Source organism: Flavobacterium hercynium (assembly GCF_002217285.1).
GTDB classification, from domain to species: Bacteria; Bacteroidota; Bacteroidia; order Flavobacteriales; family Flavobacteriaceae; genus Flavobacterium; species Flavobacterium hercynium.
Genome location: NZ_MUGW01000002.1, coordinates 33,892 through 58,399, shown reverse-complemented (window position 1 = coordinate 58,399; position 24,508 = coordinate 33,892). Strand labels below are relative to the sequence as shown.

Below are 24,508 nucleotides of genomic sequence, written 5' to 3'. Positions count from 1 at the left end.
TCTTAAGCTAAGTTATATTGTGATGCAAGATTGATCTTTAGTTGTGCCGTAAAATCCTCAGCGGTTTTCGTGACATTAAAAGTATAATTTTCAGGATAAATTTTATCAAGCTGCTGAATAATATTGTTCAGACCAATTTTTCCGGTTTCGGTTTCAAACACGGTTTTGCTGATGGTGTTTCTAATGGTAAATTCAAAGTTGTTGTTGATTAATTTTAGATCAATTTCAATTTTAGGTGCAATTCCAACATCTTCTCCGGCACCGTGTTTAAAAGCATTTTCTACCAAAGAAAGCAAAATCAAAGGCGCAATTGATCCGTTTTGATCCATTTCATGATTGAAGATTACACTTAAACGTTCGTCATAACGTAATTTTTCGAGCGAAATATAATTTTCGAGTAAAGTGATTTCCTGCGAAAGCGGTACATAAGTGCTGCTGCATCGGTATAAAATACAATCTAATATCTCAGACAAAACAGCAATAGATTTTGAGGTAATCGGAGAGTTTATAACCGAAAGCGAATAAATATTATTAAGGGTATTGAACAGGAAATGCGGATTCAGTTGTGCTTTCAGGATTTTTAATTCCGTTTCGGCTTTTTGTTTTTCGAGCAACAAAGACCTTTTCTGAATGATGTACTGATCTTTTATCAATTTTATGAAAATAAAAAATATCGATAACGACAGAATGTGCAAAAAATACGCTCCAAACAAAGTAGGCAGATCAGCCAGGATTTCCGTAATGGATTCCTGCTTAAAAGGCGGTTTTCGTACAATAGGTTCCAGAACAAAAACCATCGTTAGTCTTGCAATGACAGAAATAAAATAACTTCCTAAAATAAGTTCTCCCCACGTCCAATTGTTTTTTTGTGTTGTCATTAAACGAGGCAGAATTCTGTAAGACAAAAAATAAGCTACAATTATAGAAAACAACTCGTAATACAGCGTGTATAAAACCTCAATCTTAAACTCTTCAGGATTAGAAAAATTTTTATTAAAAAAGAGAATAAAAATAAAGATCCAAAAAATAAGATGCGTAGTTATTCTGTGGGCAGAACTGAAGTTTATAATTTTTTCGAATGGTGTCATGCAGTCAAAGTTAGTATTTATTTGTAAAGACAAAATAGTTGTCGATGAACATGCAAAAAAAAGATACCAACAAATAAAAATTAAGGATAAACGCGACTTATATCCCTAATCTTATTGTTTGTCGATAATAAAAGTCCTTATAGCATACATGCGAATTTTGATTGCAATAAAAAAGGAGATTTGCTTCAAATTAAAAACACAAGCAAAATGAAACCAAAACAGCATTGTATTATTTACAATCAGAATTTAAATCGAAAGGGCGCTATGTAAAGCTAACTGTGATACCCTTTCAACTCCTAAATACTATACAACTAAATCAAAAAATCATGAAAATATTTTCTTTTAAATCGCTTATAATCTCCTTATTAATTAGTTTAACTGGCGTTACAGCAAATGCTCAAAACCAACAGCAAACAGATAGTATCGATCTTTTTCTGAAAGATAAAATGGAAAAACTTCACATACCGGGATTACAGCTTGCCATTGTTCAGAATGGAAAAATAATAAAACAGCAGAGTTACGGACTTGCGAATATTGAAAACAACGCAAAGGTTAGTGATCAAAGTATGTTTGCCATTAATTCGTGTACCAAAGCATTTGTGGGTGTTGCTGTTTTGCAGCTTCAGGAAGAAGGAAAATTAAATGTTAATGATCCAATTTCAAAATACCTGGATGATTTGCCTATGGCATGGAAAGGATTAACGATCAAACAATTGTTTTCGAATATTTCCGGGCTTCCGAATGTTATTGATGCAACAGAAAATTTCTTAGGAGATACCGAGGAAACAACTTGGGAAAAGGTAAAAACATTACCAATGGAATTTAATACCGGAGACCGTTTTCGATACAATCAAACAGGTTATGTTATCATTGGCAGAATCATCAATAAAGTAAGCGGCATGCACTTTACTACATTTATAGAAGAGCGTCAGTTTAAAGCAGCAGGAATGAAACAAACCCGCTTTGGAGATTCTAATGATGTTATTGCCAATGCAGCAGGAACTTATACAAATCAGGCTGTTGTTGGCGGAAAATGGGTTACAACAAAGAATATACAAAACAACTTTTTTAAATTTCCGGAGTATTTTAGAACCTGTGCAGGAATAGTAACTACATCCGGCGAAATCGCACAATGGATTATTGCCTTGCAAAACGGAACCTTGCTTAAACAAAAATCAAGTTTAGATGTACTTTGGCAGCCAGCAATTCTCAACAACGGACGTATAAAAGGATTTAACAAATTGGTAAACGGATACGCAACAGGCTGGCCTATTGTGGCGAGAGCGGAACATCCGGCAGCAGCACCAATTGGAGGAATGCGATCTGCTTTTTTTGTTTATCCAAAAGACGATCTTTCGATTGTGGTTCTAACGAATTTTCAGGGTGCAAATCCCGAATTTTTTATCGACGAAATAGCAGGTTTTTACATTCCGGAAATGAAAGAATCGAATGGTTTTGGATGGTCGCCTTCTCTTAGAAAATTAAGAAAAGAACTGATGAAGCAAGATTACAACAACGCTTTACAAATTGCCGAAAATCTAAAAAAGAATACATCGGATTTTGCATTAAATGAAAATGAAATAAACGATTACGGATACAAGTTATTAGGAGAAGGCAAACAAAGTGAAGCGTTAAAAATCTTTAAACTAAACGTTGACCTTTATGCTAAAAGCGGAAATGCTTATGACAGTTATGCAGAAACACTGGCTGGTTCAGGAAACAAAAAAGAAGCTATTAAAAATTACAAACGTGCATTCGAACTGAATCCGAAAAATACAAATGCTCTGGAGCAGATTAAGAAATTAGAAAGTTTGTAAAAAGAGTTAACACTAAATACACAAAAAGTGCATTCCCCTAAAATATAGGTTTGTACTTTTTTTAATTGATACTTGTCTGAAAAACTGTACTTTTGTTTTAGACACTTTTAAGTAAGTAAAACATGTATTTTACGCGCAATTAATGTATCATACATACAGCTTACTTTTTTTATTTGTAATTATTATCTTTGAAGTATGACGACATCAGCAAAATCAAACCACATAGGGCGAAAAATCAGCCGTATTCGCGAATTAAAAGACATGAAGCAGGAAGCACTGGCTTTGGCTATGGGAACAAACCAGCAAGCTATTTCTATTATTGAAAACAGCGATACGATAGATGATGAAAAATTAAAAGAGGTAGCAAGAGCGCTTGGTGTAAGTGTTGAGGCAATTGAAAATTTTACAGACGAGGGTATGGTTAATTATTTTAATACTTTTAATGATAATAGTACAGGAACAGTGGGGAATTACCATTGTAATTTCAACCCACTTGATAAAGTTGTTGAACTTTATGAACGTTTAGTTCAGACAGAAAGAGAGAAGAATGTCTTTATGGAGAAATTATTGAAAGAGAAAAAAGAGTAAAAAATGATATTTTAAATTAACAAAGAGACTTTTTTGGTCTCTTTTTTTGTGTAAATTCTTTTCCGGATTTATATTATTTCTAATAGATATTATTGTGATGGAAGTCAACTAATCTAACAAGATGTAATTCCGTAGGAATGAATTATTTTGTAGCGACGGATTTTAATCCGTTGATTGTATATTGATCGTAACAAAAGTTCCATAGGAACGATCCATTTTGCCCTGTTTTTTGCGCAATTAACCCAAAATATGTACCGATCCTATGGAGCTCTTTTTATCTTTTTATTCATAAGACCGGATTGAAATCCGGCCCTACAATATTTTTCGAGCCTCTGGCTCTTTGGTAGTAAATTAAAATTATCCTCAAATACACAAAAAAAAGCGCCAGTCTTATTTTTAAAGACTGGCGCTTTAGTATTAGATAGTCAGAACGTTAAGCAAAGCTAATTTCTAAATCTTCTCTAGTTAATTTTAATTCAGGTTTGTTTATTTTTATTATAGATGCTTGGATTCTGTTTCTGTCTTTTTCAGCAATAATCGTAGGAATTAAATTTTCAAGTTTAATATGGAATAAACGATGAATTATTATTAAATCTTTATTGCTGAAAGGGCTAATTCCATTCATAAGTTCTGACATATAAGATTTGCTATGGCCTAATAGTATGCCTAGATCTTGTTGATTCATACCATATTTTGAAATTTTCTCTTTAATAGCATTTTTTCTGTTTTCTGAAAAAACACGTTCCTGTTCAGCTATAAACTCTGCAAAATCGCTTTCATGTATTTTTTCATCTGAGATAACAGAGTCTTTACTCCAATGCGTATTTTCGTATTCTTTAATAAGAGTACGAAGTTGTTTTCTTTGATCAGCAAATTCAGGATGCTCTTTAACAAGCAAACGAAGTTTTCGATCTAGAATCATTGCTCTCTCAAGACCAATTTCATCAGAAATAAATCCTTTTTTTAATATCTGTTTTAAATCTACTTGTGTTTTCATATTTTAACTATAACAAATGTTACATCGAAGAGTTTATTAAATATATCCTTTCTGTTTTAACCATTTCTTAATTGTACTTTTGTTGTTCTTGAATGTGCTCTCGTATTCGTCATGGCTTCCGCACCAGACTATTGTAGCTTCATCATCTTCAAACTCTATTAGTATAAAAGCTCTATGAATATTAATATTAAAAAAGTAAAAATCATCATAAACACAATCAGCATCTTGTCTATGATGAACAACATCAAGTTTATTATTCCAAGTACTCTCTTTTAAGTCGTCGAATAATTTGTCTATTGCAGCATGTAGCAAAATGTTCCCTTTATTTTTACTTTTCAGTTTCTCTAAAAGTTTTTTTCCAATTATTTCCATAATTATTACAAAGATAAGCAAAAAAGTTCTAAAAATATTAGAACTTTTTTGCTTTGAGTTTATAAGTTGACTTTTTTAATTATAATGTCTATTCTTTGTGGTATTTAGAATTATGAACAGAATTTTTATTTTACTTCGGCAATCCCCAAAACAAATTAGGATTATTGGTTTTGTAGTAGGTAAACTTTACTCCGGTTTTAGCATTTGTTTTTTCTTCTTTCTGTGGTGTTTGTTCAATACCGTCTAGAGGAAGTAGTTCTACGTATGTAACTTCTTTTCCGCTTTTCCAGGTTTCCGTATCGTATTCGCTAACAAGAGGCGTTTGAATGCGGTACAGGTTTTTGGCCATATATCGTTCTAAATAATCCTCTTTGGTTTGCGAGTTTTGTTTGTTCCAGTTGGCGTCCGGATTTAGGATCAATGTTTTTTTATTGATCAGACGTTCTCTAACTTCTGCAGGACCCAGTAATTCTCCTTTTTCATTCATGACATAAGCATCAAAAGTAGCGTCAATCCAAATCCATTTTTTAGCATCTGTGCTGTATACCATATTGATTACGTGACAATCATCAAATTCAGTTTCTTTGGGCATGCAGGTAATGTATCTGGATTTTATACCCATTGATAAATAACATTCGTTGAGAACTGTTGACATCATTCTGCAATTAATACCACGGTTTTCGGCTTTGCATATTTTGATTAAATCAATAGCATTTTTAAGTGTCGGATTATTGCTTGCTCCGTCATGTCTTACGATATTGTGAAGCCAGTGTAACAGATTCAGTATTTTCGAAGTTTCATTGCCTCCTCCTGCAATAGAATCTAATTTTAATTCTTTTCTTATTCGAACCAGATTCGGATTATCCATTGCCTGATACTTGAAATTAGGAACTTCTCGGGTATCGGCATAATTGTATTTTTCTGCTTTTTTTAGTTTTTCTAAATAGGGTACTTTATATTTAATCTGTGTATGTGCTTTTATAGAATCATTTAGCAAAACGATAAAATCAAATTGCATGTCTTTTTTTATTTTTACACTAATAGAATCTTTATCGGTTATAAAAGTAACTTTTTGTCCCAATGAACTGGATTGATAAACGTCTGGATTTAGTTCCGGTGAAATATTCCAGCCTCCTTTCGTTAAAATTCCTCCATCGCGAATGTCAACTTTTTTGGAAGAAGCTTTTACTATTGGAAGCTTTGCTTGAGCAGTGATGAGGTGCCCGGCAAAACAAAAAAATAGTACTAAACAGATTTTGATTTTCATGATTGATTTTGATTGATTGTTGATTGATTGATGATAATGTTTAGGAAGCTATTTTTTACTTAAAGCCTGCTCATAACTGGTATTGATAATATCTCCAATGATACCGGAATTGTTATGGTTTAATAAGATAATCATCCCCCAATTCGATTTCGGATTGTAGGCAAGAATAGACGAGCACGCCATTGTGTTTCCTGTTTTATAAAAATACACATCCTTTTCAGTTCGTTCCATTTGCAATCCGACACCTATTTCTCTCAGGGTGTTTTTATAATACGTATTTTCGGCAACTCTGGCAGCATTCGCTATTTGACCTTTGTTAGACAAGAGCGCTTTTAGCAATTTTGTTAAATCTGAGGTATTTGATTTTAGTAAACCTGCTGGTGCAACTAAAGTATTCCAATTAAAGAAGTCTTGTTGAACACCCTTGTAGTCATGACCAACAGCTTTGTTTTTTACATTAAAATCAGCCGTCAAAGTATTTTGCATTTTAAGTGGTGAAAGGATTTTTTCCTTTACTATAGACTCATAATCTTTGTTGTATACTTTTTCAAGTATCATTCCCATTAGAATGAAACTCATATTGGAGTAACGATAATTTCCATAATCTATTAATGTCGTCTTCTCATTAAAAACAGCCTGAATAGTTTCCTTACCAATATCCAAAGGCTGCTTAGGATTTAATTCGGTCAGCTTTTTAAAATCCAGATCAGGTAATCCGGACTGATGCGAAGCCAGATCTGAAATTTTAATTTTGCCTTTGATTTCCTTACCTAATACATATTCCTTTGGTAAATAATCGTCTATAAAGTCATCTACTTTCAATTTGCCTTCGTTTTGGGCTTGTGCAATTAAGTTTCCTGTAAAAAGTTTAGTGACAGATCCTATTTCATAAATCGTATTTTGGTCTACAGCAGTTTTGCTTTCCGTACTAATTTTTCCATAATTGAAAAAGTACTCTTTGCCATTATCAAGTAATCCAATACTAATACCGACTCCCGGATTTTTAGCCGCAATTGTCTTACAGATAGAATCAATTTTTTTTGCTGTAGCTTGTCCCTGAACAAACTGTCCGGTGATGAATAATAAGAATAGAACGATTTTTGTAGGTTTCATTTATTTTGCTTCTTATGGTTAAATTAGGGTTACTCCAATGAATTTTTGGTAGTATTGAAATGCTGTTTTACTTTTTCAGTAAACTATCAATTTTGACTATCATTGATTTGGCATTTGGGTTGGCTGGTTCTATTTCTAAAACCTTCTGATAATCTGTTTTGGCAAGATCGTATTCTTTTTTAGCAAAATAAGCTTCTCCGCGGCTATCGTAAACATTGAATGATTTTGGAAACTCCGCAATATTTAAACTAAAGATTTTGATAGCATCATCAGTCTTTTTATCACCAAGAAGTTCATAACCAAGCTGATTTAGTTCGTTTTCATCAGCAAAATTATAAGTATTACTGTCTTCTTTTTTAAGTTTTTGGTATAAAGCAACACCTTTGTCAGCGTTTTTTAAGGTTTCTTTTCGAATAGTCAAAGCAATAGATTCTTTAACAGGTTCTACAGGATAATTTTTCCATTCGTTTGTACTTGCGATGCTGGTAATGATTTCTTCGATGATTTTTATAGTACGGCCATTTGTCATCACTACACATCCATTTCCATCTTCGACACTACCTATATAAAAACAGACAAAACCTTCATTACCTCCACTGTGTCCAAAATATTTACTTCCTTTAAAGTCATTTAAGAAAACGCCTAAATTATTATCGACTCTTTTTTGAGACATTTCTTTAGACAATATTTTATTTGATTTCCCTAACAATGACAATTGTGTCTCGATAATATATTTAGATAAATCGATCGGATTAGTCCATAAAGCAGCAGCGGCTTGTTCAGGATAAATATGATATTTTCCTTTTACTTCTATTCCGTTATTGTAGCCTGTGGCCAATAAGCTTGCTTTGTCTTTAGCAGGAGGCTGATTAAAAGAACTGCCGGTCATACCAAGTGGAGTCAAAATATTCTTCAACATGTAATCCTCGTATTTTTGTCCTGTAACATTTTGAAGCATCAGCTGAGAAATAGTAGTTCCCCCTCCGGAATATTGAAACTTTGTACCCGGTTCAAAAATAGATCGTACAGCACTGGAATTAGCAGGTGCCGTTCCGTTAAGAACTTCTATAATAGTTGGTAATTTTTCTCCTTGTGCGTATCCTCTAAAGCCACTTGTAGACAATCCGCCCATGTGACTTAATAAATTCGCAAGTGAAATCTTTTTGCCTTTTGAAACCGAATCATACGGAAATTTCCAGTCCTTCAAATAAGTATTGATATCATCATTCAGTCCCAGTTTTTCCTCTTCAACTAATTTTAATTGAGCTAAACTATTGATTGATTTACTGATAGAAGCAGCCTGAAAAAGGGTTTGCGTCGTAACAGGTCTTTTTTCAGAAACATCGGCAAAGCCATACGCTTTAGACCATTCGACTTTAAAATCTTTGATTACTGCAATACTTACTCCGTGGACATTGTAAAAATCCATTCGGTCTTTTAAAGTCCATTTCTTAGTCTTGGTCTTATCCCAATGGAACAGATCATTTTCTAATAACTTTATTTTATCAGCCGTTACTTGAGCAAAACTGTTTAACGCTAAAAACAGTACGATAATTACATTTAATTTTTTCATTGATTGATTTTGATTTTGATTGATGATTTTTTTTGTTAAGTACTTAGTACCTAGTTCTTAGTTCTTAGTCAGTTAGTTTTTTAATTCTTAGTTTTTTATTCTCAATTCTTAACACTAAGTACTAAGAACTAGGTACTAAGAACTAAAAAACTAAGCACTACTAAACTAACAGACTAACATTTATAAAGATTGTTACACTTTTTGTAAGTTTTTAATTAATTATTTTTAATATTATGCTTTGCAGCCCTGATTTATAAGTTCTCTTGTTCTTTTGTTAGAATGTTGTAAATGTCTTCATTCTTGAAATTTTTCATAAAAGTATTAATCAAAGCCACAGTTGGACTTTTTGGATATTTTTTAAGGAAGCGATTAAATTCCTGAATGTTTTCGGGATAAATATATTTTTCTGTATGTGCATTTTCTACTGTTGGAGTATTGTCTAAACCACGCAGATAATCCAATTGATAACTTTTGTATTCCTCTGTTACCTGTTCTGTTAATTTTGAAGTTGGAAATTGATTGATAAAGTTCTCCCATGAAATAATTCGGTCTCCCAGGTCTTCAAAGCTAATAGCCAGCCCCGCATCGGCAGAATAAAGGAATTTGTTTTCTTCGCTTTTTAGATATAAATAACGTTTATAATCGCTTGTAACATAATCTCTAAAAAGAGCATAGTAGAAGTCGTTTTTGGTCGTAATCTCAACATAACCTTCTCCAATTTCTTCAAACTCTAATTTATGTTTTAAAAGTTTTTCGTTCAAAAGTTTAATGGCTTTCTTATCCGATGCTTTCTCACTGTAAAAGTTAGTTAGCGCATTAGATTCTCTTTGTTCTATTTGGTGAAGCAAAATATTATTTTCCAGAAAGTATTTTTCATACAATTCATTGGCTTCTTCATTAGAAATTGTTTTAAGTTTTGACGCAACTTCCTCTTCATTTTTTGAAAATAATTCCAGTAAGTCAGACGAATCTGCCTGTACCGTTTGTGTAGTATCTTTTACAGCAGCAGTTGGGGCAGTGTTTTTCTTTGAAACAGGTTTTTTAGCTTCATCTTTACAAGAAAAAAGTACAAGTCCTAGTGTCATCAAAGTAAAAAATTTTCTCATTAGTTCTAATATAATAATGTTATTGAATGGTTATTTAGTTGCGTTTTATTGTATGATTTTAATTTTAAAATATTTTATATTTACACTGTTTTCAGCATAGCCATCCGTTTCTGTTAGGTACAATGTTTCCTCATCTGTCCAAAACGAATTTCCGATCGTGCAAAGCCAGATTTTTGTCAGCTTTTCGAATTCTTCATCAAGCTGAATAATTTTGGTATACTCGTTATTGATTTTCTTTTCGATAAAATACGAATAACATTCCTGACCACCAAAGTGACCGTTTAAACGTACTTTATTTTGTGGAGAGAATCGTATTTCATCAGGGTTTCCTGTTTCTTCTGTTTCTTTTCCGTTAGTCAGATTAAAACTAACATCAGTTGTGTGTCCGCCTTCGCAAAGTAATATGTCTTCTTCAGGGTAATAAGCAACAAAGTAATAATAATCAAAATCATTGGAGTTACCAATTTTTTTACCATTTCTAAAATGTATAGCAGTAACAGCCTGAATGTTATCTTTATCATTTTCGTTAAAGTCTACAATGCCTTTCAGAAGTTTTTTAGCCTCTTTAAAATCCGTGATTTTTACAAGATTGTTTCCCTTATCACTGTTTTTTCCTTTGGCTGAGTGGTAGGCTGTCGAGTCTATTGTTTCGACAGTAATAGTGTAAGGTAAATTCTTTTCTTCGACTTTTTCAGTTGTTATAGTATCTGTTTTTACTGAGCTTATTTCCGGCTGTGGTTCAGTAGTTTGTTGGGTAGTTTGTTCGTTTTTATTTCCACAGTTTTGAAAAAGAATTGATGACAAAATCAAAAATGCTGCAAGTATAGTATTTCGGGTCATTATGTTTGTTGATAGTTGTTAGTTTTTGGTTTATAGTTTGAGTTGCTGTTAGTTTTTTTTAATTGCTATAAAATTACGAGAAACATCAGCGATAATAACGCTTTATTTCGTCATTTTTTAGATTCCGTTTGTTATATATAATTTGTTCATTTTCAGGAGTGGTAGGCTTGTATTTTTGAGTAACTGTCTCAGAGGTCAGGTATTTTTGAATCGCCTCAGGTATTTGCAAAAAGTATTTTGTATCGTTTTTAATATCTACTATTTTGCTTTTAGAATCTTTTGGAAACAGTTTATTAAGCCACCATTGCTTTTCGTATTTGGTGTAAAGCGGAATTTCATTCAAATACAATTTGTATCCCTCATAATGGTCTGAAAAATCACTTGAAACAGAAAAATTATAATAAGTAATAACCTCAACAGACTTCCAGTTTACAAAGCAGGTTTTGTCGAATAATTTCATTTCAATCGAAATTCCATTATCATTAAAATATACAGAATTGCGTCTGTCTTCGATTTCTTTTTGGCGTTTTTCAGAGAGCGAAAAGCCAAAAACAAAACCGTAGATTAACAACAAGGGCATGAGTATAAAAGTTAGAATAATAAACCAACCATAGAAAGGAACATTTGTTGGGTATTTTATAGCAAAATAAAGTCCTGCAAAACCAATAAGGGCAAATAAGGAAAGCGGTAATATGAAAAATATAACATCACTATTTTTTGTTATAAATTTTTCAATAACTCTTTTTACCATTTGATTTGCTTTGTTTTTCATCTGTAAATTGACCACACATTTTATGAGATAATGAGCCCAAAAATAGCAGTTGTTTTTTGGGCGAATATAAGAAATATCCGAATCGTAAATCATGAAAAATCTACTTCCTTTATTTTTTTTTAGAAATAGCCCTTATAAACTAATTCTTATTAAGTTATTCGGCTTGAATTCAGCTGAATTTGGATTGTTTGGAAACAAATAGTTAACAAAAAATGTCTTTATTTATTTGTTTTATTAAGAATTGTAAGCGCAATAGCTGTTGATTTGGCCTTAATCTTTTGATTTACTGATGTTTATCAATTGTAAATATAATTTTATTAAATTTAGCTTGTCAGAACAAAATAATTTCTATTTTTACGGCATAAATAAATAATTTAAATCTATACATTATGTCGTTTTTAACATCATTAACCGTTGCAGGTAAGAGTTACAAAGTATTAAACGTGAGCTATGACTTAGCTCAGGAAACAGATGCTTCAGGGCGTCCATCTACAGTAACTCGTGGAGGAAGAATCATGATTCAGGTTGAATCTACAGGCAGCACTGATTTGTTTGAATGGATGACGAACAACTTCGAAAGAAAAGATGGTTCAGTAAAATTCATCAAACGTGATTCAAATGCTACTTTAAAAGAGTTAAAGTTTACTGAGGCTTACATGGTTAAGTACAAAGAAAACTTTGATCATAACAGTGAAAATCCGTTAACGGAGACTTTTATGATTTCTGCACGTAAAATTTCAATGGGTGGAGGAGAATTTGATAATGCTTGGGTATAATCCTTTAGTATTATTTAAACTTTATCACACATAAAAACCATAAAAGGGAGTTCATTATGTGGACTTCCTTTTTTGTTTTAAACTGAAATCTTCTCGATGGGGCAGAAGCTTTTGGATTCACTAATTCTTTAATCTACAATCTAATACCACAACAAAATGAGTTTTTTATCTAAATTACATATAGACGGCGAAGAATATAATGTTCTTGATTTTAATATTAAATTTAAACAAGAAATAGACACTGCAAGCAAGCCAACTGGTGGAGCAAAAGGCGGTGTGATCAAAATAACTATTGAAGCATCTCAAAACACCGATTTTTTAAGTTGGATGTTAAACGGAGATCTAACCAAAGATGGTAAAATAGTTTTTTACAGACGTGACGCTTTAAGCAAAATGAAAGAATTAAGTTTTACAAAATCATTTTGTGTAAGCTACGATGAGCAGTTTTCAAGTACAAACGATATTCCAATGAAAATTACAATGGAAGTCGTGGCTAAAGACCTGAAGTTTGGAGATGCAAAATTCTCTAACAACTGGATTTCTTTAGGATAAATAAAAAGCTAAATACAAAAGGCTAATTAAAAATCTACTTAAAACAACCACGTATTATGTCACATTTTTCAGAACAAGTTCATATTTCTATAGGGAGCTTTTCCCAAAACGTTGTATACTATGATTTAAAGGTTTCTCAGAAAATGGGCGATCACCATCATTTTTCATTCGTTTGGCAATACACCGGAAAAGCAATCATTCAACCGGCAGATCAGGCAAAAGCTTTGAGAAGTTATTTAGGGGATGAAGTAATTTTTACCTTCAAAAGCCTTACGGGAATTAAATTAATGAGCAAAGGTATCATTACCGAATTATCGTCGATTGATCTTCATGGAGGTCCTGCTGGATTACACGTTTCAGGAGTAAGCCACAGTATCGTTCTCGACGATATGAAAAGATCAAGATCGTTTAAAGAACGTACGATGGATGATATCGTAGTAGGTATCTTTAGCGAAGGTCCCGGAGAGTTTTACCAAAGAGATTCTATCAAATCAACCTACCGCAAAGAATTTAAAAATCTAGTACAATACAACGAAAGTAATTTCGAATTCCTAAACAGATTATCACAGCGTTACGCGCAATGGTTTTATTTTGACGGAATGCGTATGCAATTTGGACAAACTAAAGAAAGCAAAGTAAAACTGGTAAACGGTGCTTCGCTTCATGGTTTTAAAATTCAGACTAACATGGCGTCGCATAAAATTTCGTTAACCGGTTTTGATTATAACAGCGCTTCCAACCTTCGAAATTCAGCTGCTAAAACTTCGACAGGAAGTAAAGATAGCTTTGCAACGGTAATTGGATACAACCAGGGAACCGTTACAAATCCGGACTTAAACGATGGCGTTTATACCGTAAACGCGAACAGCAAAGAAGACATTGAAGAAATGGTAACGATGCAAACCGCAGGAAGTGATGCCAACAGCGTTTACTACAGCGGAACATCTTATTTCCCGATAGGTGTTGGACAAGTATTTACTATTCAAAACCAAACTGTCGAGCACGAACTTCTTGCTATCGAAGTAGTTCACCACTCAGAGGTACACGGAAATTATTCTTGTGAGTTCAAAGCAATTCCAGCAGATGTAAGCGCACCACATTATACTAATGTACATGCTTTTGCGAAAGCGGAAAGTCAGCCTGCGCAGGTAAAAGAAAACCATGATCCCGAAGGATTAGGAAGAGTAAAAGTTGAATTCTACGGTACAAGCGGAACCGCAGTAACCGAATGGATTCGTATGGTACAACCGTATGCAGGTTCTGGAAAAGGTTTCTACTTTATTCCGGAGATTGGCGAAGAGGTATTAGTAGGTTTTGAAGGAAACAATGTTCAGAACCCGTATGTTATTGGAAAACAATATAATGGAAACGATAAAAGTCCTTATGCAGACAGCGGCAACAATATAAAAGCAATTCACACCCGAAGCGGACATATTATAAAATTCACCGAAGAAGAAAGTATTATTATTGCCGACAAAGGCGGTAACGAAATAAAACTGGACAGTGTTAACGGAGATATTAGTATTACCGCAACGAATACCATATTAATGAATGCTTCTAATATTGTCATGAATGCTTCTGAAAGCATCACGACAACAGCAGGAGTAAATCTTGTGGAGAGCGCAGGAGCTGACAAAACAAGTATTGTAGGCATGATGCTGAATACAAGTGTTGGAGGCGATAGCATTCTTAATGTAACAGGTAACTTCATGGAAAACATCGAAGGGAACTTAGAATCGCATACGGCTAAGGACAGGCAAGAAGTAGGTGTAAAAGGAGTTAATACCAGTAGCAGTGAGGGAGGGATAAATAAGCATTCAAAAAAGGAAATCCAAAATAATAGTGCAGAAAAATCTAAATCTCACTAAGATATGAGCAGGATAAGAATTGTTGGAGGTACTATTACCAAAACAACAAAAGGAGATCATAATATCTTTTCTGATGAAAATATTGTTTATAGTTCTGGTACAACTATTTCAGAAACAAGTGAAACAGGAATTACTTATGGAGAGCCTGAAGATCTGCCGGAATTTAAGATGGTTGATATAAAAGTAACCAAAGTTGAAGGTCCTTTTGATGAAGAAAAGAATATTGTAAAAGATGTTATTGCTGGTGAATCATATACATATAAAGCAACACCGTCAAGAAAACCGACAGGCTCTGAGTTAACACTCTTAAAATGGGCTGTGAAAAATGATGACAAAGAAGAAGTAAAAATATCTGGAATTAGTCATCTAAATCAAGTTTCATCAGACGGTACAATGCCAATAAACATCAGATTAGTTGATTGTAATAAGGCAACAGTTTTTGCGTATTTTAATGATAAAAGTGAAAATCCAGGTATTCAAATAAACTTAAACGGTGAGGATGGAGAAATAAAAGAAAACCAAAAAGACACCAACATTTTTATAGTAAACGAAGAGGGGACTAAACTCAACCAAATAAAACATGAATTTGTTAGTGTTGGAGAGAGTATAGCGCAAATAAAGCGAACTACTTCGGCAGGGTTTACTTCTTCAGGAACAGTAATTGTTAGTCAATTTAAGTCGCAAGTAGCATCTCGTGGTGAAGAAGTTTGGGCATACAAAAATGAACATGCTACTTTTGAAGGTACTCTTGAACAAGCAAAAAAGGCATTTCCTGATGTAGATTTCTCAGGATTAAAAAAACCAGTTTCAAAAGACAGGATTGTACCCGAGTTCAATACAAATATTACTATTCCAAGATATTCTCCATTAAAATGGGAAACATTAAACGAATTTGATGCAGAGAAAAACGGAGGTAAACCAACCAATTGGGATGCTTATTTAGATGCAACTCAAAGTGCATTAGATATAATAGGATTGATTCCAGTTGTTGGGGAAGCTGCTGATATAATTAGCGGAACAATATCGCTAGCAAGAGGTAACTACGGTGATGCAGCGTTGAGCTTTGCATCTGCAATACCAATTGTGGGAAGTGCAGTTGGCGGGATTAAAATTGTCAAAAAAGCAACAAAAGTCCTTGATAAAATAGCAGACAATAAGGGAGTTTATGATTTGGTTGTTAAAAATGGTGACGATATTCAGGGTTATGTAGGTCAATCTAAAGATGTATTTAAAAGGATAACAAATCATTTTAATAAAAACTTAAAAAAGCCTGGCAAATTATCGCACACTACGAAAGAAGGTGCTGAAATTATTCATAGAATGAAAGGTTCTACAAAAAAGGAACGCGAAATGTATGAGCAATTTATTATATTAGAAAAATATGGGGGTGATATAGCAAGTAAAAGTAGTACTGAGGTTAGTAAATTGATTAATAAAGTAAATCCTGTTGGAGGTAAATTCAAACTTGGAACACCTGAGGGAAGAAAACTATTTAAAGAGGAAGCTTTGAAAGTAGCTAAAAAATATAATTTACCTACTACTTTTGATCCTCCTAATTTTTAAAATATGAATATAACAAAATTACCATTGGGGAATAGATTAGATTTGAAAGAAGATTCAAATTTAGAGAAAGCACGTGAAGTCTTCGAAAGTGGAGATTATACTATTTGCTTTACACCTTTGACAGAAATAAGTAATATTAATTATTTAAGTAAATTTTTAAAATACTTTAATGATATTTCTAGTTTAAATTTTTTGTGTTTTGGAGAAGGGGTATACTATAGCTTTTTGTACGAAATGCCTAATCTTAAATGGTTAAATTTAGATTGCATGTATCCTATTGATTTTGGTAATTTAAAGCAACTAGAAACACTTTCTGTTTTGTGGAATAAAAAACTTATCTCGAATTTTGATTCGCTAGCAAATCTTGAAGTATTGTCTCTTAGAGACTTCGATGAAAAAGACTTAACAAAATTAAGTACTTTAACCAATTTGAAAAGTTTGAGTATTACCAGATCAAAAATAAAATCTTTAAAAGGTATCGAGACTTTAACAAACTTAGAATTTTTATCATTGGGCGCAGTTAAAAGTTTAACTGATATATCTGATATTACAACTTTGCACAAGTTAAAACGATTAAATTTTGATATCTGTTGGAAATTAGAAGATTTTAGTCCAATCGGAAATTTAAAGAATATAGAAATTTTAGAACTCCAAGATTGCAAAAGTATTAAGTCTATAAAATTTGTTGCAGAAATGCCAAAGCTGAGAAAGCTTATAGCTTTAGGAAGTACAATTATTCAGGATCATGATACAAAACCTGCAAAAGATATTCCGATATTTTGGGGCAGTCAACGTACTGAATATAACGTGCATTATCCGGAGAAGGAGATTAAAGAATAGTATTTATTACATTAAGAATTCAGTTAAAACATGGATAACGAATTACAAGAGCACTTAGAAAGAAATGAACAAATGTGGAAAATATGGGAAGAGAGAGGTGTGAATTCAGAAACTGAACTTACGGTTAATTTTCATTTTTATGCTGCAAAAAAAGATAGAATGCAATTATTGGTTGACGAATTAAAAGCAGAAGAAATGGTTTTTCGTGTAAAAGAAACACGTACATTACTGTTCTTTAAAGGTTGGCAAATTGAGACGGATATTACGCAGAAATGGAGTTTACCCTTACTTCAGGCAAAAATGGGTTGGATGTTGGTCTTAGCACGTCAGACAGATGTTTCTTTGGAAGGTTGCGGTGCAGTCATGCCAAAATAATTCATGAAAATAATGTTTTATACTTCTGCCTTTTTTTTGGTTTAACTAATGCTCAGAATAACAATAAAAAACAAGATCTTTTTCAGAAGTAAATAGAGTCTTGCAGAATAGTAATTAACGATTCTGTTAGTGTTTTTAGAATACAGGAAAATGTAAAAGGCAACGATATAGATATTGTTGTTAAAACAGAGAATGACGTTATTGAGAAATGTTCAAATCAAAATGTAACAAATGAAATACTAAAAGCAACAACTGCATTCCAAAATCCTTTAATAAAAATAAACAACCATTTAATTAGTGGCTTTACTATTGTTGATTATCCAAATTTAATCCCACAAAAAATAAGTGTATTAAAAAGAAATAGCAATAGTGTTTTAATTATTGAATTATATAATTTTTCATATTCTACTGTAGGAAATGCTTATATTAATCTCTGTTTTAAAATTGATTCAAAAGGAGAAGTTATAGAAAAGAAAATGCTAGAATCAAAATTGCCAATGAAATCAAAAAAATATTATCAGATTTTTAATTAGATAGTAATGAAAATGTCAAAAATTTTAAAGTATTCTTTCTTTTTATTTCTCTCTAATGTTACATTATCCACTATACTATATTCGGTAAGCTCATTAAAAACAGGAACTAAGGCTGATAGTATTGAATTTATTGGTATTGTTTCTTTTTTTGTGATACTATTTTTCTTGAGTATCATTATGTATAGTATACTATATTATGTTTTTAATTTTGAAGATAAAATAGTAGTAATTATTATAAATATGCTCGTTTTGTTTTTAATTTTAAACAATCATACAGAAAACTGGAAAAATCCGTACTTGTTAATTTGTACTCCAGTATATTTTGTACTTCAATTTATTTCTTTTATAATTTATAAAAAGAATACAGAAGTGTCTTAAATGAGACAGGTTTTTTAAAAGATTAAATGAGATTTATATAAATCGACACAAATGGAATTTAAAATTATTAGAAAGTAATATGAAAAAAAGTGAACCAAATCTTAACACAACAGCTAAATTGTGGATTCTGCATATATTGGTTTATTATTTTGTTTTTGCGTGTTTACATGTTTTTATTATTCGTTATTATTCAGGAAGTATAATTTGTAAAGAATCATTGAATATTATATTATTATCTCCTATTATTGGGTTAATGGGATTTTTTGATCTTTTCCCCGGATTTATAGTAATTCCAATTATAGTTATGCTTTTAATATTGAGCCATATTTATATAGGTGAAATTTATAAATCATATTTAGTATCAATATTGCTTGTTAGAATAGTACATTATATAGTAGCAGCTTCCACAGGAGCAAGCAAATATCCTTTTTTAAGTTCTCAAATAAAAGTAAACATATTGTTTCTCATTTTTCCAAGTTTAGTTGCGGCTTTGTTAGTTAATTGGTATTTATTAGGGAAACATGAAAAAAGTACATTGTTCAAGATGTACTACGACAAAGAGTAAATTTTTCGCTTAAATAAAAAAAAAATTTTAAGATTTGTAATATGCTTTTCATCCCAATACTAGTTTTAAGTTTACTTATAGGGGTTTGTACATTTCTTTTATTTGCATTTTTAAAAAAGGAATACTTTAGAACGATATCAATATATTGTCTTTGTGTAGATTGTTTTTTTATTCTTTTTTATTCTCTTCTGTTTGGTGTTCTTTTTATCTTGAAAAAAATAAATATTTATACAATTCCGCATGGAATAGATACTTACGGCAGTATTTTTTTGATAATTATATTGTTGATTTTTAGAAAACTCTTTCTTCTTTATATGAAGAGATATTTTCTCTTATTAAATATGATCATGATCTTTTTTAGTTTGCTTTTAGTTATTTATGGCTATGAAAATTATAATAGTAGTTTATGAATTTTAAGGCAGTACTGTGCTAATGGATAGTCTAAAAAGAAAAAATTAAAAAATAAAACAACTCCTGAAAAATCTTTCATAGAATTTCAGGAGTTTTTTTTAGTTATTTATTACTTAATAAAAAGACTCAAAATAAAATTATTTTTTCGAAAATAAATTCTCCACCACCCATGCTGGTCCAATCATCAGGAACTGAATGTCTTTTAAGAAAGAAGGTTTCTTGCCTTCAATATTGTGACCGTAAAATTGTCCGATCCAGGCGATGGCAAAAACACCAATAGAAAAAAGCCATAACGGGACAACTTGCCCAATGTAATAATTTACAACAAGACAAATCGCAGAGAAAATCGCAATTTTAATCGCCATTGTAATAGACAAGCGAATGTAAAAAATAAGTACAAAAATTAAAACAAAAACGGCCCAGTTTTCTATAATTGGTGCATTGAGTTGTAAAGTGTTGGCGATAAACGAACTTGGAATACTCATTAATAAACCCACAATAGAAAAGTAAATGGCGGGAACGCATACGTAATGAATCGCTTTGTTTTTTGGGTTTTGGTGACTTACGGCATATTCCGCAAACCATTGGTCTAATGTTCTCATTCTTTTTGGTTTAGATAGGTTAGTAATGTAAAGCTATTAAATTTTCTTTTTGTTTGGTCAAAGTGTTTTTATAAAATATAGGTTTACAAAAAAAGCGTTACAAATGTTTATTCATTTATAACGCTTTGCTTAATAATGTTGATCAAGTGTTTTTAAAAGATATTGTTAGAATCTGTAGCCAGAATTAAATTTTTGAATTTACTTCTGTCATAATCTATTTTGCTTGCTTTTACAGCAATCGGAAAATACACTTCGGCAATAGAAACCATCTTTATTTTATTTTGTTTGCCTTGTGTAAAATCAACTTTACCACCGGCGAGATTATTTAAATCGGCTAACAAAGCGGTATCTAAAGCAAAATCAGTATCAATTTCTACAATCAGATTTTTAGCGAAAATTGTTCCGGTAATAATAAGAATGTGATTTCGATTCGCATTTTTGAGCAAGGAAGGATTTGGATGCAGGAAGTCAGCAGCATAAAAATAGTTTTCAAGGTTACCAATTGCATATTCTTTGGTAATAGAATTGTCATAACTAATTGTTACCGTTTTCCCTGATTTAATCTTTGCCGATAATTCTAACGCGCCAAGTCCAAGAGTCTTTAGAATTTCTTCCAACAACGTAATACCAATATTAAATCCGTAATCATCCTTTTGATTAGAATTGACATTCAAGGCAGGATTTTCGATTTCTGTTAACACAACATCACTTTTAAAAGCATGTGCAATATTCTCATAATACAGCTGTGCTTCATCAAATGGTTTTTTAAGCCAAAGCTGTAAAGGTTTGTGACTTCTGACTGGCCCTTCAATAATATCATAGCCTTGTCCTGTTAGGAATTTGGTAAGTTTCATTTCAGTAGTTTTAGTTGTACTATTTGGGATTTTGTAGCTTTTTTTTAATTTCTAATATTCTTACAAAAATAAGATTTAAATACTAAAACAATGTTTTTTTTGTCAGATTTTTGAGCGCTGAATAAATAAAAAAAAGCGCAAGAAATCAATTGATTTTTTTGCGCTTTAAGCAGTTGTTTTGTGTTGAAGAAATTTTTTCTTCTGTATGTTTTCAGGAAAAGTTATCGTTGATTGTAATCAAAAACATTGTCCCATAATTCATCAATCTGGATAAGTGCTTTTTCTAACGAAAGAACTTTCCATTTGCCATTGGTTTCGATACCAAGACCAATATTTTTTAGTTTTTCCAGCGCATCTTTAACATCAAAGTCAAGATGTGTATACAATTGAGTAGAAAACCAGGATTCTATTTGATGATCGAGTTCCAAAGCCGTTAAAGGTTTCTCGCTTCTGTTTAAAAAAGCATACGCCAGAATCGTTTCTTTAAGCACTTCTTCTTCAGAAGAATTCAATAGTGAATAAAATGCTCCGCTGTTATTTCCAAGATTTTTAAAGTACAAACTATCAGAAAGCAGCTTCGAATATTTAATCTTCTTATTTACAAAGTTGCTGTATTGTCGAAACAGGTAAGCAGATAATACCCCAAGAGCAATTAATCCCTGATTTAAGGACGCTTTACTGTTCAGTAAGTCAATAGTTTCGCCAGATTGATACGCTGCATACATAGCAATAAGCGCCGGAATTACAGTAGTACTCAATAATGAAATTCCACCTCCAACACCAGGAACCCAAAACAAAAGTTTATCTGTTGTAGACATTCTCGGAATCGCATTTGGGAAAATCGTTTCGAGATCGTTTTTAGGAACACGTTTAAATATCTTTAAAGAAATAGAGCCCGGATCAATAGGCATTTTTCCCAGCTTAACCTTTTTTTCGCTCAAATAATCGGCTTCGTTATAATTAAGGTAAATCATAACGCGGTCGTAATATTCGATTTCAATTTCTTTTGTCCAGAAAAAATACTTCTTTACTTTTTCCTTGGCTTTATGATGACCGCGAACATACAATTCATAATCTTTAAAAGCATTAAAATCGATAGAAAGATCCAACCCAATTAAATCAGAATTGCTGAAAGCTTCGTCCAGTATTTCCTGTTTTACGCGAGTATAATTTCCGCGTTCTAAAACCGTCAGCAATGTTTTCTTAAATACAGTAAAATCGCTTTTACCGCTAAAAGCTTCCCGTTCTGCAGGACTTAAATCAGGATCGAATAAGGCATAATTTCGCTTTAGATTGCGGTTGAGGTTAAAAGTTTCATAATGGTAATAATGTTCGATGATATCGAAAAGCTTCTTGAAATCGTCGACCTTTTTTTTGTCGTCAGCGAAAGTGGCAATCTGTTGTTCGAGTAAGAATTCCTTGTTAAAGGGAATGTAATGTTCTCGTGTCATATGAATTTCGGCTTCTTTAATTTTAGCAGTCTTTAAGGGATCTAAGCCTCAAAGATACAAAGGTTTTTTAAAAAGTAACAAACAACAAAAGCCGAATATTTTTCTTTTGTAAATTTTTAAAATCACTAAAAACGTAAGCGTTATTATCGTAAATTTGATAGAGACCCGTTTTATGAAATGGTGTTCAAAACTAAAATTTAAATAAAAAAACATATAATATGGAAAATGTAAAAACGTCTAAAATTCAAAAATTCTTTAGAATACTGCTGGGTGTTTTTATGATAACCGCTGCAATAGGTCATTTTACTTTTCAGAGAATCGATTTTCGTGCGCAAGTACCCAATTGGATTCCGCTGAGTAAAGATCTCGTTGTGTTGCTTTCAGGAGTTGTAGAAGTAACGCTTGGGCTTGGAATGCTGTTTCTGTCCAAACACAGAGTAAAAGTAGGTATTGCGCTTGCCGTATTTTATGTCTTGATTTTTCCCGGTAATATTGCACAATATTTAAACGGAACTAATGCTTTTGGACTTGATACAGATCAGGCACGTCTGATCAGATTATTTTTTCAGCCCGTTTTGATTTTTCTTGCGTTGTGGTCAACAGGTGCTTGGGCGGTTCTTTTTAGAAAAAAGTAATGGAAAGCTTTATTTAAAGAAACCGTCCAGTAAAATCTGGTATTTTCTTCCCACAGGAATGATTTCCTGATTCGTCATGGTTAGATTTTTGAAAGTAACAGAAGTAATCTTGTCCACATTTACAATGTAAGACCGATGTACCTGAATGAAGTTTTTGTGATCGATTTCCAGAGCAATGCTTGAAAGAGAACCGTAAATAATTAAAGGCGTATTGTGTCTGGCACTGTAAAGCTTCATGTAATTACCAAGACTTTCAATATACAAAATATCCTGCAGAGAAATGTCCATCATTTGCCCGTTTACACGTTGCGAAAGTATTTTGTAATTTGTTTTGTCCTCTTTTTTAGAAGCATTTCCGGAAGAGAAAATTTTTGCTTTTTCGATAGCTTTAGCAAATTTTTCAAAAGAAATGGGTTTCAGTAAATAATCAATTGCATCGTTTTGGTACGCAGAAAGTGCATAATCAGAATAAGCAGTTGTTACAATCGTAAGCGGTCGGTTGGGTTGTAGTTCCATTAGTTCAACCCCCGAAATTACAGGCATGTTAATATCCAGAAAGATAATATCATAGCTATTTTCGTTAAGCATTTTTACAGCTTCCATGCCACTAAACGCGCTTCCGGAATGTTCCAGATCGTCAAATTTCGAAATATGCGAAGCCAAAGCCTTGTGTGCCGGTGATTCGTCATCAACGATCAGACAGCGGTAGGTAAGTGCCATATATTTAATTTTACGCTAAAAGTGTTTCTTTCTTTTTTGCAGGTCAATTCATGTTTCAAACCATAAACTTCCAAACGTCTTTTTAGGTTTTCGATTCCAATTCCGGTACTCGAAAGTCGTGATCCTGAATCCAGACAACTGTTTTTTAAAGTAAAAGACAAGCCTTTGCATTTTATTTTTAAATCAATATTAATAAAAGGTTCCGTAGTTTCTGCAGAGAACTTAACCGCATTTTCTACTAGAGGTAAAAAGAACAAAGGCGGAATTTCGATGCTGTCAAAGGCACCTTCATAATTTTGATTAACTGTGAGTCTTTCGTTTCTAAAACTATAATAATCAATGTATTTTTTAATAAAATCCAATTCCTCATCTACTAAAACATAATCTTTTTTACAGGCTTCAATCTGGTACCGCAGCATGTCAGAAAGATTCAATATTCTTTCAGGTAATTTATCAGGCTCTGTTAAGGATTCTCCATATAAATTATTCATGGCATTGAGTAAAAAATGTGGATTAAGCTGCTGCTTTAAAAAAGAAAGCTCCGATTTAAAATTAATGATATCCTTATTCGTTTGCGAAACCTTCCTCATAATTGCAATATGAAGAAAGTAAAAAAATGTTCCGTTAATAATAAGTGATAAAATTTGTAGTGTTTTTAAATCACCTAAACCGGCTAATGGAAAATACCAGTTCATAAAAAAGAAAAAAGAACCCCAATAAAGAATAAAAAGTGTAAAAAACATTTTGAACCTTTTCTTAAATAAAAAGGGCTTTATGATAAAGATATTAAAAATAGTGATCCAGATAATGCAAGGAAAATAACCTAATGCAACTATAGTAAAGGCGTAGTTA

Annotated in this window: 24 protein-coding genes; 10 read left to right on the top strand and 14 right to left on the bottom strand. The window is 32.2% G+C overall.

Annotation, left to right across the window (positions count from 1 at the left end; translation table 11 throughout):
- Positions 1–2: 2 nt before the first annotated feature.
- Positions 3–1,088 carry a sensor histidine kinase gene (locus B0A66_RS00555; RefSeq protein WP_089047902.1) on the bottom strand — a complete coding sequence of 362 codons (1,086 nt, stop codon included), beginning with the start codon at positions 1,086–1,088 and terminating at the stop codon, positions 3–5.
- Between the two features lie 326 nt (positions 1,089–1,414).
- Between B0A66_RS00555 and B0A66_RS00550 the strand changes: the two genes are divergently transcribed.
- A complete protein-coding gene (locus B0A66_RS00550) occupies positions 1,415–2,905 on the top strand; it encodes a serine hydrolase (protein WP_089047901.1) in 1,491 nt (496 codons plus the stop codon).
- Between the two features lie 195 nt (positions 2,906–3,100).
- Positions 3,101–3,493, top strand: coding sequence for a helix-turn-helix domain-containing protein (locus B0A66_RS00545; RefSeq protein WP_089047900.1), 393 nt, complete (start codon positions 3,101–3,103; stop codon positions 3,491–3,493).
- A gap of 433 nt (positions 3,494–3,926) precedes the next feature.
- Here the strand turns inward: B0A66_RS00545 and B0A66_RS00540 are convergent, their stop codons facing one another.
- The 8 genes from B0A66_RS00540 to B0A66_RS00505 form a co-directional block, all read right to left on the bottom strand.
- Positions 3,927–4,490 carry a helix-turn-helix transcriptional regulator gene (locus B0A66_RS00540; protein WP_089047899.1) on the bottom strand — a complete coding sequence of 188 codons (564 nt, stop codon included), beginning with the start codon at positions 4,488–4,490 and terminating at the stop codon, positions 3,927–3,929.
- Between the two features lie 36 nt (positions 4,491–4,526).
- Positions 4,527–4,862, bottom strand: a complete 336-nt coding sequence (locus tag B0A66_RS00535) for a type II toxin-antitoxin system HigB family toxin (protein ID WP_089047898.1) — start codon at positions 4,860–4,862, stop codon at positions 4,527–4,529.
- Positions 4,863–4,992: 130 nt separating this feature from the next.
- Complete coding sequence (locus B0A66_RS00530) at positions 4,993–6,129, bottom strand: transglutaminase domain-containing protein (RefSeq protein WP_089047897.1); 1,137 nt, start codon at positions 6,127–6,129, stop codon at positions 4,993–4,995.
- 48 nt (positions 6,130–6,177) lie between these two features.
- Positions 6,178–7,242 carry a serine hydrolase domain-containing protein gene (locus tag B0A66_RS00525; RefSeq protein WP_089047896.1) on the bottom strand — a complete coding sequence of 355 codons (1,065 nt, stop codon included), beginning with the start codon at positions 7,240–7,242 and terminating at the stop codon, positions 6,178–6,180.
- Positions 7,243–7,309: 67 nt separating this feature from the next.
- Positions 7,310–8,815: a serine hydrolase gene (locus tag B0A66_RS00520; protein WP_089047895.1), complete on the bottom strand. Its 1,506-nt coding sequence runs from the start codon at positions 8,813–8,815 to the stop codon at positions 7,310–7,312.
- Positions 8,816–9,066: 251 nt separating this feature from the next.
- Positions 9,067–9,921, bottom strand: a complete 855-nt coding sequence (locus B0A66_RS00515) for a hypothetical protein (protein ID WP_123868190.1) — start codon at positions 9,919–9,921, stop codon at positions 9,067–9,069.
- A 45-nt stretch (positions 9,922–9,966) separates the two neighbouring features.
- Positions 9,967–10,761, bottom strand: coding sequence for a hypothetical protein (locus tag B0A66_RS00510; protein WP_089047893.1), 795 nt, complete (start codon positions 10,759–10,761; stop codon positions 9,967–9,969).
- 85 nt (positions 10,762–10,846) lie between these two features.
- On the bottom strand, positions 10,847–11,533 hold the full coding sequence (locus B0A66_RS00505; protein WP_089047892.1) for a hypothetical protein: 687 nt from the start codon (positions 11,531–11,533) through the stop codon (positions 10,847–10,849).
- A 389-nt stretch (positions 11,534–11,922) separates the two neighbouring features.
- Here B0A66_RS00505 and tssD (B0A66_RS00500) point away from each other — a divergent pair, with 389 nt between their 5' ends.
- From tssD (B0A66_RS00500) to B0A66_RS00460, 7 genes are all read left to right on the top strand, one after another.
- A complete protein-coding gene (tssD, locus tag B0A66_RS00500; RefSeq protein ID WP_089047891.1) occupies positions 11,923–12,309 on the top strand; it encodes a type VI secretion system tube protein TssD in 387 nt (128 codons plus the stop codon).
- Positions 12,310–12,465: 156 nt separating this feature from the next.
- Positions 12,466–12,861, top strand: coding sequence for a type VI secretion system tube protein TssD (tssD, locus tag B0A66_RS00495; RefSeq protein ID WP_089047890.1), 396 nt, complete (start codon positions 12,466–12,468; stop codon positions 12,859–12,861).
- Positions 12,862–12,917: 56 nt separating this feature from the next.
- A complete protein-coding gene (locus B0A66_RS00490) occupies positions 12,918–14,729 on the top strand; it encodes a type VI secretion system Vgr family protein (RefSeq protein WP_089047889.1) in 1,812 nt (603 codons plus the stop codon).
- Between the two features lie 3 nt (positions 14,730–14,732).
- Entirely contained in the window at positions 14,733–16,292 is a 1,560-nt protein-coding gene (locus tag B0A66_RS23050; protein WP_089047888.1) for a GIY-YIG nuclease family protein, read from the top strand.
- Positions 16,293–16,295: 3 nt separating this feature from the next.
- A complete protein-coding gene (locus tag B0A66_RS00480) occupies positions 16,296–17,132 on the top strand; it encodes a leucine-rich repeat domain-containing protein (RefSeq protein ID WP_089047887.1) in 837 nt (278 codons plus the stop codon).
- A gap of 30 nt (positions 17,133–17,162) precedes the next feature.
- Positions 17,163–17,507: a ribonuclease E inhibitor RraB gene (locus B0A66_RS00475; RefSeq protein WP_089047886.1), complete on the top strand. Its 345-nt coding sequence runs from the start codon at positions 17,163–17,165 to the stop codon at positions 17,505–17,507.
- Positions 17,508–18,497: 990 nt separating this feature from the next.
- On the top strand, positions 18,498–18,983 hold the full coding sequence (locus tag B0A66_RS00460) for a hypothetical protein (RefSeq protein ID WP_089047883.1): 486 nt from the start codon (positions 18,498–18,500) through the stop codon (positions 18,981–18,983).
- Positions 18,984–19,531: 548 nt separating this feature from the next.
- On the opposite strand, the gene B0A66_RS00455 is transcribed toward B0A66_RS00460, so the two are convergent.
- From B0A66_RS00455 to B0A66_RS00445, 3 genes are all read right to left on the bottom strand, one after another.
- The gene (locus B0A66_RS00455) at positions 19,532–19,996 is read right to left on the bottom strand and encodes an Mpo1 family 2-hydroxy fatty acid dioxygenase (protein ID WP_089047882.1); all 465 of its coding nucleotides are present in this window, start codon (positions 19,994–19,996) and stop codon (positions 19,532–19,534) included.
- 152 nt (positions 19,997–20,148) lie between these two features.
- Entirely contained in the window at positions 20,149–20,850 is a 702-nt protein-coding gene (locus B0A66_RS00450; protein WP_089047881.1) for a gasdermin, read from the bottom strand.
- Between the two features lie 221 nt (positions 20,851–21,071).
- A complete protein-coding gene (locus B0A66_RS00445; RefSeq protein WP_089047880.1) occupies positions 21,072–22,301 on the bottom strand; it encodes a TMEM143 family protein in 1,230 nt (409 codons plus the stop codon).
- A gap of 218 nt (positions 22,302–22,519) precedes the next feature.
- Between B0A66_RS00445 and B0A66_RS00440 the strand changes: the two genes are divergently transcribed.
- On the top strand, positions 22,520–22,936 hold the full coding sequence (locus tag B0A66_RS00440; RefSeq protein ID WP_089047879.1) for a DoxX family protein: 417 nt from the start codon (positions 22,520–22,522) through the stop codon (positions 22,934–22,936).
- Between the two features lie 9 nt (positions 22,937–22,945).
- Here the strand turns inward: B0A66_RS00440 and B0A66_RS00435 are convergent, their stop codons facing one another.
- Together B0A66_RS00435 and B0A66_RS00430 are read right to left on the bottom strand one after the other, a co-directional pair.
- Complete coding sequence (locus B0A66_RS00435; protein WP_089047878.1) at positions 22,946–23,656, bottom strand: LytR/AlgR family response regulator transcription factor; 711 nt, start codon at positions 23,654–23,656, stop codon at positions 22,946–22,948.
- The gene (locus tag B0A66_RS00430; RefSeq protein WP_244283367.1) at positions 23,632–24,399 is read right to left on the bottom strand and encodes a sensor histidine kinase; all 768 of its coding nucleotides are present in this window, start codon (positions 24,397–24,399) and stop codon (positions 23,632–23,634) included. Before B0A66_RS00430 ends, B0A66_RS00435 begins: the two co-directional genes overlap by 25 nt.
- Positions 24,400–24,508: the final 109 nt, after the last annotated feature.